General features: G+C 40.1%; 15 protein-coding genes. 7 read left to right on the top strand and 8 right to left on the bottom strand.

Translation table 11 applies throughout. The annotated features are described in order from the left end of the window. Positions 1-4: 4 nt before the first annotated feature. The 4 genes from VFC49_RS04060 to VFC49_RS04045 are packed head-to-tail and all read right to left on the bottom strand — an operon-like array spanning position 5 to position 2,676. Entirely contained in the window at positions 5-820 is an 816-nt protein-coding gene (locus VFC49_RS04060) for an ABC transporter permease (RefSeq protein ID WP_324736283.1), read from the bottom strand. Then, positions 817-1,809: an ATP-binding cassette domain-containing protein gene (locus VFC49_RS04055; RefSeq protein WP_324736282.1), complete on the bottom strand. Its 993-nt coding sequence runs from the start codon at positions 1,807-1,809 to the stop codon at positions 817-819. The genes VFC49_RS04060 and VFC49_RS04055 overlap by 4 nt, the downstream gene beginning before the upstream one ends. A gap of 5 nt (positions 1,810-1,814) precedes the next feature. Beyond that, on the bottom strand, positions 1,815-2,219 hold the full coding sequence (locus VFC49_RS04050; RefSeq protein WP_324736281.1) for a ferredoxin family protein: 405 nt from the start codon (positions 2,217-2,219) through the stop codon (positions 1,815-1,817). Beyond that, positions 2,212-2,676 carry a PadR family transcriptional regulator gene (locus VFC49_RS04045; protein WP_324736280.1) on the bottom strand — a complete coding sequence of 155 codons (465 nt, stop codon included), beginning with the start codon at positions 2,674-2,676 and terminating at the stop codon, positions 2,212-2,214. The genes VFC49_RS04050 and VFC49_RS04045 overlap by 8 nt, the downstream gene beginning before the upstream one ends. 123 nt (positions 2,677-2,799) lie before the next feature. On the opposite strand from VFC49_RS04045, the gene VFC49_RS04040 reads away from it, so the two are divergent. From VFC49_RS04040 to VFC49_RS04010, 7 genes are all read left to right on the top strand, one after another. Then, complete coding sequence (locus VFC49_RS04040; RefSeq protein ID WP_324736279.1) at positions 2,800-3,234, top strand: ATPase; 435 nt, start codon at positions 2,800-2,802, stop codon at positions 3,232-3,234. After that, positions 3,197-3,907 carry an endonuclease III gene (locus VFC49_RS04035; protein WP_324736278.1) on the top strand — a complete coding sequence of 237 codons (711 nt, stop codon included), beginning with the start codon at positions 3,197-3,199 and terminating at the stop codon, positions 3,905-3,907. Before VFC49_RS04040 ends, VFC49_RS04035 begins: the two co-directional genes overlap by 38 nt. 76 nt (positions 3,908-3,983) lie before the next feature. Next, positions 3,984-5,159, top strand: a complete 1,176-nt coding sequence (locus tag VFC49_RS04030) for a magnesium transporter (RefSeq protein ID WP_324736277.1) — start codon at positions 3,984-3,986, stop codon at positions 5,157-5,159. Positions 5,160-5,163: 4 nt separating this feature from the next. Next, entirely contained in the window at positions 5,164-5,925 is a 762-nt protein-coding gene (locus VFC49_RS04025; RefSeq protein ID WP_324736276.1) for a sugar phosphate isomerase/epimerase, read from the top strand. 167 nt (positions 5,926-6,092) lie between these two features. Beyond that, the gene (locus VFC49_RS04020; protein ID WP_324736275.1) at positions 6,093-7,514 is read left to right on the top strand and encodes an acetate--CoA ligase family protein; all 1,422 of its coding nucleotides are present in this window, start codon (positions 6,093-6,095) and stop codon (positions 7,512-7,514) included. A gap of 4 nt (positions 7,515-7,518) precedes the next feature. Beyond that, positions 7,519-8,226, top strand: coding sequence for an acetate--CoA ligase family protein (locus VFC49_RS04015; protein ID WP_324736274.1), 708 nt, complete (start codon positions 7,519-7,521; stop codon positions 8,224-8,226). Between the two features lie 81 nt (positions 8,227-8,307). Then, the gene (locus VFC49_RS04010; protein ID WP_324736273.1) at positions 8,308-9,303 is read left to right on the top strand and encodes a hypothetical protein; all 996 of its coding nucleotides are present in this window, start codon (positions 8,308-8,310) and stop codon (positions 9,301-9,303) included. Here VFC49_RS04010 and VFC49_RS04005 read toward each other — a convergent pair whose 3' ends face one another. The 4 genes from VFC49_RS04005 to VFC49_RS03990 form a co-directional block, all read right to left on the bottom strand. Then, positions 9,304-10,314: an HNH endonuclease signature motif containing protein gene (locus VFC49_RS04005; protein ID WP_324736272.1), complete on the bottom strand. Its 1,011-nt coding sequence runs from the start codon at positions 10,312-10,314 to the stop codon at positions 9,304-9,306. A 131-nt stretch (positions 10,315-10,445) separates the two neighbouring features. Continuing rightward, a complete protein-coding gene (locus VFC49_RS04000) occupies positions 10,446-11,501 on the bottom strand; it encodes an MBL fold metallo-hydrolase (RefSeq protein ID WP_324736271.1) in 1,056 nt (351 codons plus the stop codon). Then, positions 11,498-12,607 (bottom strand): MFS transporter, encoded by a 1,110-nt coding sequence (locus VFC49_RS03995; protein WP_324736270.1) that lies wholly within the window; start codon positions 12,605-12,607, stop codon positions 11,498-11,500. The genes VFC49_RS04000 and VFC49_RS03995 overlap by 4 nt, the downstream gene beginning before the upstream one ends. 85 nt (positions 12,608-12,692) lie before the next feature. Beyond that, complete coding sequence (locus VFC49_RS03990) at positions 12,693-15,449, bottom strand: hypothetical protein (protein ID WP_324736268.1); 2,757 nt, start codon at positions 15,447-15,449, stop codon at positions 12,693-12,695. Between the last annotated feature and the right edge of the window lie 9 nt (positions 15,450-15,458).

Raw genomic sequence — 15,458 nt, 5'->3', positions numbered from 1 at the left:
TACCTCACTCAATCGTTGCTCTCTCGAAGGAAATCATAGCAATTGCCAGGAATGCCAAAGCTAATACGGCAAGAACACCGATGTCTGTCATCAGTGAAAATCTCGTTAATGAGACCGTTGGTATGCCAGGTATTGAAGCCGTTGCTGTAGTTGCAGGAGCATTAACCAATACATGCCTTGCTGCATCAACGGCATAGGTTAGCGGGTTTATATATGCTAAATACTGCATCCACGTTGGCATTGTTTCAACGGGGTAAAATGCACCGCTGAGAAACATGAGCGGGAGCATTAGAAAGCTCATTATCATCTGAAATCCTTCCATGCTTGTCATCCTCAATGCAAGGCTGACACCGAAGCTTGAGAATGCTATTGCGAGCAGGAAGCCTATGAGGATCATCGGCAGCACACCGGAAAACTTGAGGCTGCTTGCTATGGTGAAGGTTAATAGGAGGATGATCAATCCCTGAAGAACAGCCATTACTGAATCTCCTACTATTCTGCCGGTTATAGCTTCCTTCCTTGATGCAAGAGCAACCAAAATCTCCTTGAGAAATCCAAACTGCTTGTCCCAGATAACGCTTATCCCGGCTATGAAGCTTGCGTTGAAGATGGTCATTGCCGTTATACCTGGTGCAAGGAATGAGAGATAGTCAACTCCTCCAAAGAGTGCACTTGCCGCCGGGAAGTTGAAGACCTTGCTCCATCCCAGTCCGAAGAATATAAGCCACATCAGAGGATTTACGAACATTCCTATTACTCTCGATCTCGCTCTGAAAAATCTCTTAATCTGTCTATACGCCATTGTCGTAAATGCCTTCATCTCATATACCTCCTTCTGACTGCTATTTTTGCCATATCAAAACCGCCTGCGCTTTCTTCTCTCAGCTCTCTCCCCGTTAGATACAAGAACACATCGTTGAGAGTTGGTCTGTGGTACGTAACCTCCAAGATTTTGAGGTTATTTTGCTGGGCAAGCTCAAAGAGCTTTGGCAGAGCTTCGGCAGCATTGACAACTTCGAGTCTAACCCTCCCGTCAGGAAGAACCTTACATCCCCTTATGAAATCAGCATTTAGGCATCTTATTCCTTCTTTTCCATTCGCTATTCTGATGTAAATGACATCATTTCCGACGAGCTTTTTGAGCTCTTCAGATGTCCCCTCCGCTATGATTCTCCCGTGATCAATGACTGCTATTCTGTCTGCCAACTGCTCTGCTTCGTCCATATAGTGTGTTGTTAGGAAAATCGTCATTTCATGCTCTTCCTTCATTTTCTTTATATACTCCCAGATGTGAGCTCTCGTCTGTGGGTCTAATCCTATCGTTGGCTCGTCTAAGAAGAGAACTTCTGGCTCGTGGATCAAAGCCCTTGCAATTTCAAGCCTCCTCTGCATCCCACCGCTGAAAAACTTTACCTGCCTGTCTTTGAACTCATCAAGCTCGACAAATTTCAGCATTTCCATAATTCTTTTCTTCAGTTTGTCTCCACTCAGCCCGTAGATCTTTCCATGAATGTACATATTTTCGTAAGCTGTTAGCTCTCTATCCAGGCTTGGATCCTGAAAAACAATTCCGATCTTTTTTCTAACTTCGTGAGGTTCTTTGATTATGTCATATCCAGCAACAGTGGCATTTCCTGAGGTTGGTTTGAGCAGTGTGACGAGCATGTGAATTGTTGTTGTCTTTCCAGCACCGTTAGGGCCTAAGAAAGCAAATATCTCTCCTTTCTTAACTTTAAATGACACTCCTTTAACAGCTGTGAAATCTCCATACTTTTTAACAAGATTGTCAGCTGTTATTGTATATTCCATCTTATTCACCTCCCATTGTTGCGCCTGAACTTCTCAACATGTTCTGGGCGAAAAACGAACTTGATGTTGTATTTCTTCTTAAACGGAAGCTTTAATGTGTTGTAGACAAGAGTCAGTAATGGATGTTTAACTGGCTTATCTTTAGGTCTCAACGCGCCCGTTGGGCAGGCGTCAACGCATAAATAACACTCTTTACACAGCTCTGGATTTTTCATAACCGGCCTCAGATGGACTTTTTCATTGAAGCCAAAGAGGGAAACCTTCATATGTTCAACATCCCAGATTTTTTCACCATAGGGACAGGCAGTTATACACTCCTCCCTTCCACCGCATATTGGATAGTAAATTGTCAATGGAGCTTTTTGATTCATATGGTCATAATATTCTTTCCAGCTTTTTGTTTCACTCATATGAATCACCAAACTCAACGATGAATTTAATTTTCTTTGCAAACTCTTTTATTACCTTAGAAAGCTCTTCTCTCTGCTTTTCTGTAAGGTTGTCAAATCTGTCAAAAAGTAGTCTGAAGGCTTCTCTAAGTTCTCTCCCTCCCATCTCAGAAAATTCCCTATAGATTCTTGCGAGTTTGATTGCTTCCCTCAGTTCCTCTTCATGCTCTTTTAGGTATCTCACACCATCCTCTGTTATTTTGTAGACTTTTTTCTCTCTCCTTCCACTCCCCGCTGTTTCAATAAGTCCAGCGCGCTTCAGGCTGAACAGGATTGGGTATATAACCCCAGCACTTGGAGCTGGAATCCTGAACTCTTCTTCAAGTCCCTTCATTACAGCATACCCATGCATTGGCTTCTTGCTTAGCAGATGAAGCACGAGCAACTTGAGATGTCCTTTAAACTTCGGTCGCTCCAATGCTTTTCACCTCGATATATCGATAGATATATTAGCCGTTATAAACCTTTTGGATGTATGGAGTATCCAGGATATGAATATCCTTTTAAGTGCAGTAAAGGTTATTTTAATTGGGGATGCTAAATGAGGCTCATTCTCAAACCTCTCTTTGAAGTAGATCTCCCTCCGGAGTTTGTTGATATCTTAAAGGCAAAAATAAAGGGTAGAGAAATTAAAGAGGGGGAAGTTGTTGAGATTGACCTATTAGGGAAGCCGTTGAAATTTGAGGTCATTTATGCAGAACCTAAAGAATTTAGAGTTAGAGAGGACACAAAAATAGAGCTTTCCTCAGAAAAACCATTAGCTCTGGACTTTGAATTTAATAAGACTATCCGAAATGTTGTATTTCTCGAAAAAAGCATTGTACTAATTTTTGAAGATGAGGTTTTAGTCTTAACTGAGGATGGACACAAAATTTATAATGAAAAATTCGAAGGGCTTAAAGAAGTTAGGGGGACTAAAAATATACTGGTGGTAGTTCATGGAGAAGGTAAAAAGCTCAGACTCATTCACATTTAATGAGAGCTGGGAAGAAAAGAAAGATCGGGCGTTGAAAATTGTTAAAAAGTTAATTGAGATGTATCCAAGGGATAGAATTCTACATGGGGACCCTTTCTTCACCCTTATAAGGTGTATAATCTCCCAGAGGAATAGAGATGAAGTGACTGACAGGGTAAGCGAGCTGCTTTTTAATAGGTATCCGACAGTTCATGCCCTGGCAAATGCTAAAATCGAGGATGTTCAGAAATTGCTAAGGGAGAATGGAGTTGGTTTATGGAAAAATAAGGGAAAGTGGATTGTGGAATGCTCTCGGATAATCCTGGAAAAATACGGTGGAAATGTCCCCAACATGTTAGAGGAGCTTGTTAAACTGCCAGGTATCGGTAGGAAATGTGCAAATATAGTTCTGGCTTATGGATTCGGTAAACAGGCAATCCCTGTTGATACCCATGTGAACAGGATAAGCAAGCGTTTAGGCTTAGCTCCACCAAAAGCTCCACCTGAAAAAGTTGAGGAATACTTAAAAGAGCTGATTCCTAAGGAGCTTTGGATCTATGTGAACCATGCAATGGTGGATCATGGAAAAGCAATCTGTCGTCCGATAAGTCCAAGATGCTATGAATGTCCCTTGAAGGCACTCTGCCCATATGCAAAGGGTTTTATTAGTGATGGAGAGATAAGAAAGACTTAGCTGGGAAATTTTATATACCTAACTGTTGATTTCAAGATGAGAAGGAAGGAGGTGTCAGAGATGGAGGGTGAGAGCGATGGCAGTCCTTTTGGATCTGAAAGAGAGACTAAAAGAGGCATATACAGCAACATTGGCTTCATTGGTAATCTCGTTGATAATTGGGTTTTTTGGAGGGACTTTTCTGGGCAAGTATTTTAATAAGATTCGCTCTGCCTATCCCGGCATTTTGGTTATTCTTCCGGGAATGATGGGATTGAGAGGAAATGTTTTCGGTTCCATGGCATCTCGGTTTTCAACGATGCTTTATTTGGGTGATTTAGAGCCAAAAATTAGAGAGAAAAGGGTTTTAAGGAACATTGTGATTGCAATGATGCTTTCTCTCATTCCTGTTACAATCCTTTGGATGATTGGGGTAATTAAGGGGATACGCTATCATTCCTTTCAGATTTTGCTGATAGTCATAAGCTCCACGATTTTTGTATCCCTATTACTTGGATATTTTACAGCGTTTGTGACGATATTTTCTTTTAAAAAGGGAACAGACCCAGACAGTGTTGCCGCCCCTTTAGTTGCTTCGATGGGGGATCTGTTGACAATACCATCTCTTATAGCTTTTATTCTCATCCTGGAACATTCCAGAACAGTGTTTTGGACTTCGAATATTGGTCTTATACTCCTTCTTTTATTTCTTGTTGAAATCAGCAAAGTAAGAAGAACGGAGCTTTTGGAGTTCAAAGAGCTTTTTGTGATAATAACCCTTTTGGCTCTTTTTTCCCTAATCTCCGGATTTACGCTGGAGAAATTTAGCTACTTAATCCAAGCCTCTGTAATTCTCGGATTTGCTTATCCTTCTCTGCTCAGCAGCTTTGGAAACTATGGTTCTGTTATTGCAGCAAAAACTTCAACAAAGCTGCATCTTGGAGAAATTGAAAAGTTTTTTTCTGTGGAACCGTTTTTAGATATACTCTCTCTGTTTGCAACCACTCCTGTAATAGGCAGTTTAATAAACATCTTCAGCATCATGCTTGCAAAACTTATTCTTGGAAGCAACGTATCTTTTTCCTTAGAGCTTGCTCTTACGTATCCACTTATGGCACTTTTCATAATGTTCTACTCCTATACTATTTCATACCTCCTCTTTAAGAGGGATATAGATCCAGACAACGTTGCGATTCCATTAATTTCAAACAACAGCGATATATTCGGCACGATATACGCTGTTTTAATAGCAAAGCTCATTGTAGGTGGTTAAATTGATGGGTGTCTCAACATATGTCCTGTTTGACAGAAGTTTGGGTGTTGCTATATACAAACTTGGGGAATTTCCCTTAGACTTCGTTGAAATAATGAGTGAGGGGTATCACGTATTAGATAAGTACAACTACCGGTTTCATCGTGAATATTTAGAAAACTATGGCATGAAAAACATTATTCACGCTCCCTTCAGCGATTTAAATCTTGCCGCACTCAATGAAAAGCTTCGAAGAGTAACGCTTGAAATAATCTTTGAAACTCTTGAAATTGCACATGAAATGGGCTCCCTCCTGGTTGTTCTTCATCCGGGACACTATTCACCTCTGAGCCTTAAATTCTCCAATGCCTATGAAAAAGTCCATAAACGCTCTTTGGAAGAAATTGACAAGGTGTCTGAGAGAATTGGAATTAAGGTGGCTCTTGAAAATATGCCAAAATTTCCAATTTTAGACGGTCAAACCGCTGGGAGGATACATGAGTTAATTGACGGTACAAATCTATACGTTACTTTCGATGTGGGGCATTTGTACACAGTGAGTAATGATTTTGCTGAATTCATTGAAGTCTTGAAAGATAAGATAATCCATGTTCACCTTCATGACAATGATGGAAAAAACGATTCTCACTTGGCATTGGGGGAGGGTACAATTCCGTGGGACGATGTGCTTAGGTTATTGCCCAAAAATGTTACTTGGAGTCTGGAGGTTAGAAGTTTGGATGATTTAAAAAAGAGCTTTGAATTTTTGAAAGGTTACCTAAAATAGTTCTGGGCATTTCTTCCAAATTACTATCATCAATGTAGTTTCTAATTCATCAAGGATTCTATTTGACATACATAAAACTTTTATACAGCGAAAGGAAGAAAGTTAATTGGAAAAAGCTTCGAAAGAAAGCTTTATTCAACGAAAGTTTTTAACTAAAGGTGATAGAAATGGAAATGCCAAAAATCGTTGAAGAATTAAAGCCTTTTTTTGAACCAAAGGCAGTCGCTATCATCGGAGCGACGAACAAAAAAGGAAAGGTCGGGAATGTTATTTTTGAGAACTTTAAAAGGAATAAGGAGCAGGGAATTTTCAAGGGCAACATTTATCCTGTGAATCCAAAGCTTGATGAAATCGAGGGGTATAAGGTGTATAAGAGCGTTAAGGAACTTCCTGACGACACAGACTTAGCTGTCATCTCTATTCCTGCACCATTTGTTCCAGCCACAATGAAGGACATTGCGGAAAAGGGCATCAAAGCAGTTATAATCATCACGGGAGGCTTTGGAGAGCTTGGTGAAGAAGGAAAGAGATTAGAGAGAGAAATCTACGAAATAGCAAAGGCAAACGGGATTAGAGTTATTGGACCAAACTGTGTTGGTGTCTATGTTCCAGACACAGGTGTAGATACTGTATTTTTACCTGAAGAAAAGATGGACAGGCCAAAGAGCGGCCCAATAGCTTTCGTCTCTCAAAGCGGAGCCTTCGCAGCAGCAATGCTTGACTGGGCTGCATTGGCTGGGATAGGAATTGGAAAAATGGTCAGCTATGGGAATAAGATAGATGTCGACGATGCTGATTTAATGGACTATTTCATTTATGACGACCAAATTAAAGTTGTTACCTTCTATATTGAGGGAGTTAAGGACGGTAGAAAGTTCATCGAAGCTGCAAAGAGAATAACAAAAGTAAAACCCGTCATTGCACTGAAGAGTGGGAGAACTGAGTATGGAGCAAAGGCTGCCTCATCACACACTGGTTCATTGGCAGGTGCAGATGTTATTTACGATGCGGTATTCAAGCAGACTGGAATAATCAGAGCTGAAGACTTTGAGCACATGTTTGATGTTGCTAAGGCATTTGCAAAGTGCAAGCTTCCAAAAGGCGATAGGATTGGGATAATCACTGATGGCGGTGGAGCTGGAGTCATGGCAAGTGACGCAGTTGCCAAATTCGGCTTGAAGATGGCGCAGCTCAGCGAAGAGACTCTCAAGTTCCTTAAGGAGAACTTCCCACCACATGCAGTCGCTGGCAACCCAACTGACGTTGTTGGTGACACAGACGCTCAAAGATACAAGATTGCAATTGAAGGCTTTGTAAATGACCCGAATGTTGATGCTATTCTGGTAATAGTACTCTTCCAGGTGCCGCTCTTAAATGAGATGGAGATAATTGAGATCCTATCAGAGTATGCAAAGAAGAGCGAGAAACCAATTGTAGCAGTTGCAATGGGCGGTAAAAAGACAGAGTATTATGCAAAGCTGCTTGAGGAGAAGGGAGTTCCGGTATATCCAACGCCTGAAAGGGGAGTTAGGGCTTTGGCTGGTCTTGTGCAATATGCAAAATATTTGAAGAAGGTTGAAGGGGAGTGATTTTATGAAGGATGAAGCTTTGAAAGTTATTGAAGATGTTTTGAGCAAAGGCAGAAAAGCATTAGTTGAATATGAGGCAAAGCAAGTTTTGAAGGCTTATGAACTGCCTGTTCCAAATGAAAAGCTTGCAAAGACCCTTGATGAAGCCTTCGAATATGCCAAAGAGATCGGCTACCCCGTTGTTCTTAAGCTGATGTCACCACAGATACTTCATAAGAGTGACGCAAAAATCATTGCCCTGAACATCAAAAATGAGGAAGAGCTGAAAAAGAAGTGGGAGGAAATTCATGAAAATGCCAAAAAATACCGCCCAGATGCAGAAATCTTGGGTGTTCTTGTTGCACCAATGCTTAAACCTGGGAGAGAAGTTATCATTGGTGTAACTGAAGATCCGCAGTTTGGACATGCAATAATGTTCGGTCTTGGCGGCATTTTCGTCGAAATCCTCAAGGATGTTACATTTAGGATTATTCCAATTGAGGAGAAGGATGCTTGGGCAATGATAAAGAGCATTAAAGGCTATCCAATCCTGGCTGGTGCAAGAGGAGAGCCACCAGCTGACATGAAAGCATTGGTTGACATGATGTTGAAAGTCTCAAAGCTTGTTGACGATCTGAAAGACTACATAAAGGAAATGGATCTGAACCCAGTCTTCGTCTACAACGAAGGCGAAGAAGCAGTTGTAGTTGATGCGAGGATAATTTTAAAGTGAGCTTTTTTATTTTTCCTGTCTCTTCATTGCTCAATAAAAATTATGTGATTTATTTTGAAATATTGTATTGAGGGGTAGACAATGCACCTAAGGTATTACGCCCCGTATTATAATGAAAAGGTTCATCATAAGATACTCGAATTGCTAGGAGATATAAAAAGGAAACATGAAATCGAATATGAAGAAATCCCAGTAAGGCGTTGGTTTCTGGAGTGGTATTCTAAAGAAGCTAAAATGTCTGAGGCTTATGTATACGAATACCACCTAAAACCGTATTCACATTTGATTTTGTTTAATTGCAACAAGCTAATCCAAATGGGTCTTGATTTACATTGTGATGCAATTTCCTCTAAATTTAAGAGCCGATCTGGGAATATTTACGTGGCAGGAACAATCGCGGTTGTTGAAAATGATGCAGTCTTGTTAGCATTGAAGTATGAAAATGAAATTTTTGAATTTTTAGAAGCAGTATTGAGAGAAGGTTGGAGTCTATTAAAGGTGCTGGAAAAAGCAAAGCCAAAAGCGATTATCAAACCTACAGAAAAAGAGAAGGAAATAAAACAGACTTTAATCTTCGCTCTTTCAAAAGATTTTGATTATGTTTTTATGAATGTGAAGCAAAATGCTCCAACTGGAGATAGGTGGGATCCCTTTATCCATTTTTCGCCAGATGCAGATATAATAGCAGTGAATGAAGGAGAGAATCGTATAGTAGGGATAGAAGTGAAGGGATATCGCTCCAACAGGGGATTTGCACAAAAGGCGAACATATATGAAGCGATTGGCGAGGCTATGATGTATCTTGTGAATCCATACATAAAGTACAGAGGAGAAAGGGTAGAAGGAAGCGTATTTGATGTAGTTTGGCTCTGCTACCCATATAGGCGAGACTTTGAAGACTTCAAGAAAGTAATGGAACTTACACCAATAGGATTACTCTCAGCGTATGAAGGAGTTGTTAAAGAGCCGAAGAAAAACCCGTTTGTTAATGAAAGAGCTAAGGAGATATTCTTGGAAAACTTAAGCACATTTAGAAGTTATATCCATGGAGGAAGGAAAATGCGCAAAATTATTTAATTATTTAAGTGATTCTTTTAGTATTCTCTTTGCTTCTCTTAATGTTTTTCTGTCAAATTTTCCACTCTTTGCAAGATTGACGAATACTCTAAATGAGTTTCTGGGCAAGACATGTTCCAATAGGAAATACACGTTCCTATACATTTCTTTTTGTTGCTCCCATTCAAGCTGATTTAAATAACGCCTAATCTCCCTTTCCCATTGAACGAGAATATCCTCTACTATGTCATGTCCAAAAATTTCATAAAACTTTTTAAATTGTTCTCTGTTGATTTTCATACTTTTACCTGCTTGCTTAAACTTTATCGTCATTTTAAACCTATCTTCTTTATCTTTTGCTATTTTATGAGCCAATTTATAAAACTCACGATAAAATCTCGAAGTACCTTTGTCCATATCCTCAACTTTAGTCCAAGAATACATAGACGAATGAGTCTTACGATGGCATCGTCTACATAAAGTAATTAAATTTTCCGGATTACTATTCAGCCTGTCCCCGTCTATATGGTGTACCTCTAAATACCCATATCCGCACTCTGAACATCTGTAGTTGTATCTTTCAAGAATGATTTTGCGGAGGGACCCAGTAGTGCTTGTACGTTCTTTTTCTATCTCTTTTTCAATTTCTCTTAGCGTCTTTTCCTCTAATTTAGCTAAAATTCTACTTTTAACAAAAAATTTAAATTCGCGAATAATTTCTCTCTGGACTCTATTTTTAAAACTCTCAACGACTTCTTCAAAGTTAACATCCATAAATATTTCAATTGGTTTTTCAAAGAGTTCATTAAGGAGATTCTCAAGAACAGGTTTAATCTTCCTTAATTTCTCTATTTGGTGAAGTTTGTAGTGGCATTGTCTACACAGAACAATCAAATTTTCTAAATTTTTATTTTCAATATTTCCATCCATATAGTGGACGTCAAGATAATCGTAACCACAATTCTGGCACTTGTAGCCATCTCTTTTCAATATCTTTCTCCTAATGTGGGGTGACACTCCTTCATTTCCCACACTCTTTGCCCCAAAGATTAGTGTTCTTGTTGATGTTTTTAATTATTGCTATTATGTTGTATTAGTTGTAGTTTTAATTGAGAGTTTAATATCTTCTTCAATGGGATACAAAAAGCTTTATTTTTCAGCCTTTATTTTTTACATTCTGTTACTTTTGGCTTCTTCCCTAAAAATTCTGCGGCAGTTAGGAGATTTTTATTAAGCTTTTCCGCAGTCTCCCAGACCTCTTTTGTATGCTCTTTGAAGTGAACCTCTCTTGGTAGATGATGATCATAGATAATAACTTCAGCGTCAATTTCTTTCACGATCTTAACAGCGTTATCTATTGTCCTTTTTAGGTTAGTTTTGTTTAATAAATAGCCAAGCATATATGTCATAGGGCCATCTAAAATGAGAACATTTGGGTTTTCTTTAATTATCCATTCCGCATAGTCCTCTATTATCGGGCCGTTTAAATCGCTTGAATGGATTAGCTTTTCATCTCCACGCTCAATCACAGTTGCAAAAACCCATCCAACTCTTGAAAACTCAATTCCATGAAAAAGGGGTCTTGTAAATTCAATTTTTGTATCTCCAAAGCGAAACTCCTTTCCATCAGCGAAGAAAACTTTTAGATCTTTAAATACCATTTCCGGGATTCTTGGAGTGGAGTTCCATTTCTTGGCTCTATTTTTAAACCACTTAAAGCCTTTCTTGAGCAGTTGTTTCCTCCTTTTATTATACTCTCCAAAGTCCTTTGAAGATGCAATTGGGAGCTCTTTTATAGGGTTGGGATATTCTTTTGTCTCTGGTTTTGCCAAAACGTTTTCGAGGGTTATCCCTCCAAAGTAACTGTAAAGATTTGAATAAAAATACTCAGCTCTTTTCCTTTGAGAATCATTTATGTAGCTGTTTGGGTTCTTCGCTAAGAGTATCTTCCCTCCATAAACCTCCATATTATCCGGGAAGTAGTGGTCATAGTGATAATGGGAAACTACAATAACATCTGCTCTTTTACTCGCTTTTATTATTTCTCTTTCTCCCTTAGTCAGCCATCTAATCTTTTCCTCCTCACTTGCGGGAAAGCTTGGCTGCATAATGGCAATTCCCGGGTCAATTAGGATTGATACATCGGATGTCTTAACAAACACACATGAACTTTTAGCTCCTAAGGAGTCAAACCACACAGGCTTAAACGATAGCTTCATGGTAGCTTTTCTGCTTTTATCGATTTAAACTTTAAGATGAAAATTCCCAGAGCTGAGGCTCCAAAAATGCCCACAAAAGTAAAGCCAAGCTTAAATCCAAGGAATCCAACTATTATCGGCCCTAAAGCTTGCCCAATATCTTTTATGCTCTCCAAAAAACCCAAAGCTGTACCTTTGAACTTTGAGATTTCTGTTGCTAAAGGCTTTGTTGAGGCTTCGCTTATTGAAGCGCCAAGTGAGAACAGCACAGCCCCAAGGATTACCAAAGGTAAGGATCTTGAAAATGCAAAGATCAACATTGCTGAGCTTACCAATCCCATACCAAAGATTATTGGCTTTATTCTTCCAATTTTGTCGCCTAAATAGCCGGCATATGGCTTTACAATTGCCATTATTGAAACTTCCACTGTCAGGATTAGCCCAGAGAGCCAAGATTTACCTTGAAGAAAGTAGAAAAGAGGAAGAAAGGTCTCGATAGCTTGATATGCCATGTAAACTGAAGCATCCAAAATTCCCAATAGGAGCAAGTCAGAACTGAAAGAAAACTCAAATTTTTCCAGGTCTTTTCCTGTCTCTGGAAATGTGAAGGTTAAAGCAAAGACAATGGAGCCGAAGAATGAGCAAAGAAGAAAAATAATCCAAAAGTCCGCGAAATAAATAAGAGTTCCGGCCAAGAGAGGTGCCAAAGCCCTCCCAACTAAAGTTGAAGAACTCAGAAGCCCCATAAATGTTCCCCTTTTCTCTGGAAACAGGTCACTTATCAATGCCAATGAAACGGGGACAAAAATAGCGGTGGCGATTCCATAGTATGCTCTAACTAAAGCTAAGGTTGGGACATCCTTTGCTAAGAAATACAGAAGGGGAGCGCTCAAAAAGACAAATCCGCTAATTTTCAGTAGCTTTCTTCTCCCATACATATCGCTCAGAAAACCTGAAGCAAAGTTAACGAAAATTCCTGTTACCGTTGATGCTGAAGCCACCAATCCAATTTCTCCTTTTGTTAGCCCCAGACTTTGTGCATAGAGAGGTAAAGTGGGAGATTTGCTCATAGTTGAACTAAGTATTGCGAAGAATCCTGCGATTAAGATTAAATATAGCCTTTTCATATTGTGAAATCAAACGTTGCTGAATAAAAAACCTTCTTCAACTTCTCAATACAATCTCTGCAAAGGGATAAAAATAAAAAAGGTATTATCTCCTCCTTAATGCTGCTGCAAACAGTGAAAGGACAATTATTGCTCCAGTACCGCATATCCCACCTTTTTCTTCTTCAGATTCGGAAGACGGGTGAGTGTATATGGTTGTGCTCTCAGAACTCCAAATTTCGGTTTTTGTTGTTTCTTTTTCGTTTTCCTTTTCTACGGGACAATGGCTGCTAATCTCCGCATTACTAACTTTTACCTGTGCCATTGAGCCCGCCATTTCACCCCTTGTGTTCTCACTTTGTGCCTTCGAGCTTCTTACTTGCGTGATAGCAGTTTTTACAGTGGCGGTGGATTTCCAGCATATTGAGCACTCCGGCGGTTTATCAGGAGACATTTTGAGAACGGCTGCATCACTTCCTTTTGACGTGAAAAAGCCGCCAGCTACAAGGGATGTATCAGTCAAAGCAATGCTCCAGATCCAGGATTCTCCTTCTTCACAAACAGTTTCGCTTATAATATTCCCCTCGTTGTCCAGATACAGGATCCAAGTCCCTGCCTCTTCTGTTCCAAAGTTTTGGGTTGCTCCTCCAACGGCTATGTAACCGTTGTTCGTGTCTACATTAAGTGCAACGTCTCCGTATTCTTCACCTTCATAGGTTTTCTGCCATTTTACATTCCCATTATCGTCAAACTTGACTATCCAAGCTTTTTCATATCCATTTGCACCCATAAGAAATCCCACTGTTATTATATCTTCATTTTCATCCACAGATACTCCCCAGAACTCATCGTCCCCTTCATTTCCGAGCGTTTTCTCCCACTTCACGTTGCCATTGCCATCAAGGTACAGAATCCAGCCGTCTTCTCCCCCTGTCCCAAAGCTGGTGGTATAGCCGGCAACAACGATATCAGCACTCTTTACGATGTCCACCGCAAGGGCAAGATCCTCCCCAGACCCTCCGTACGATCTCTGCCATTTGATATTTCCAGCGGAATCAAGCCTGAGAATCCATGCATCAAAACCCCCAGCTCCAAATCCTCCAGTATATCCGACAACAATTATATCACCATTGGGCATGACAGCTATATCAAGGGCTCCTTCCCCATATTCCCCACCATAGGTTGTTTCCCAGCGTATGTTTCCGTTTTTGTCTAATCTTAATATCCAAATATCATAATCTCCAGCTCCAAAGCTGTCTGTAGAGCCTGCAACAATTATATCCCCGTTTGGAGCAACTGCAACTGCATGTCCACTGTCATCACCTTTTCCACCGTATGTTTTCTGCCACACTATATCACCATTTTTATTAAGATTCAAAACCCAGACGTCATTACCCCCAATTCCAAAGCTCTCTGTTGTGCCTACAGCAATGATATTATCGTCTGGGAGCACTGCTACATCTCTAATCTGATCCTTCTTGCCTCCTCCGTAACTGACCATCCAGTAACTTTCTTTACCAATAGGCTTTGATTTTGTTGGGATTGTTTTTGTTGAGGGAAACATTGTACATAGAACTTTTTCTTGAATATCCATTGTCTGTTTGGAACTCATATCCCCTCTTTTAACTTCAATTTTTGAAGTTTTGATCTTGAATGATGGCCTGTCAGCTCTAACACTGAGGCTCTCAGTGTAGACTTTATACTCCTCTATGCTACCCAAACATGTAAATCTGCCATCGGGAGGAAGAATCATAACAGCACTTCCGATTCCCACTATGTACCTTTTATTCGCATATACTTCATGAATCTTGGAGAATCTTGATGTGGAATCCTTAGTTTTCTCTCCCCATATCCAATGCCCCTTAAGATTCCCATTCTGATCAAGAACAAGGATCAATGAAGAGGGGAACTCTCTGTTTGCTATACCTCCGGTGATTATGTCTCCGTTATCGGCTAAATCTATGGAATACAGTTCAAGTCCAATATCATTGTAGTATTTTGCCCCATAAGTTTTCCGCCATTTTACATTTCCCTTCGGATCGAGCTTCATAACACATCCGCTGATTTTCTCCCCATAACATAATCCTGCAGTAAGTATGTCGCCATTCTTTGCAACAGAGATGGAGTTTATTATTCCCGCACCATATAGTTTTTTCCAGACAATGCTGCCATTTTGAGTTAGTTTCATTACAAGCGCAAAATCCCTTGTCCCTCCTCCGATAAGTATGTCCCCGTTCTTCATTATGGCGATTGCCCTTCCTGTTGATGTTCCTTGATATTGCCCCTGATAGAGTTCATACATCCTCTGCCATTCGAGAGCTCCATTGGGACGCAGTTTAACTATCCAAACGCTGTCCCATTCTGTCTCGGTGTTGGTGGTACCAACAGACACAATGCTACCATCTTCGGTAAGGGCAACGTCTACAAGTTTGTCAGAACTTTTTCCTGTGAAAGTTCTCTGCCATCTTACATTACCTTCAGGATCCAAACATAAAATCCATGCATCGAACCGAGTGGTATCGTATCTATCAACCGTCCCAACAAGGATAATATCTCCATTTGTGTTTATTCGAAGTGCTTTAACGTATTCACTGTATTCACTCCCATACACTCTCTCCCATTTCACTTTTCCTTCAGAGCTCAGGCGTGCGATTACCACATCATGTCGGGAATTCTTGAGCTTTATGAGTCCAGCTACCACAATATCACCATTCTCAGCAACTGCACCAGTGATCCACTCTATTGAGTCCTCTCCGTAAAAATACAGTCTTATTCCGTATCTTTCTTCTCCTCTACCCTCTGGCGTCCTAAGTGGTAGGGTTAACAAAAAAACTAAAATCAAAAGCGTGAGAGACTTTTTCATGCCGTTGCC

It is taken from the genome of Thermococcus sp. SY098 (assembly GCF_035621495.1).
In the GTDB taxonomy this organism is placed as follows: domain Archaea; phylum Methanobacteriota_B; class Thermococci; order Thermococcales; family Thermococcaceae; genus Thermococcus_B.
This window is presented reverse-complemented; position numbering and strand designations above follow the sequence as displayed.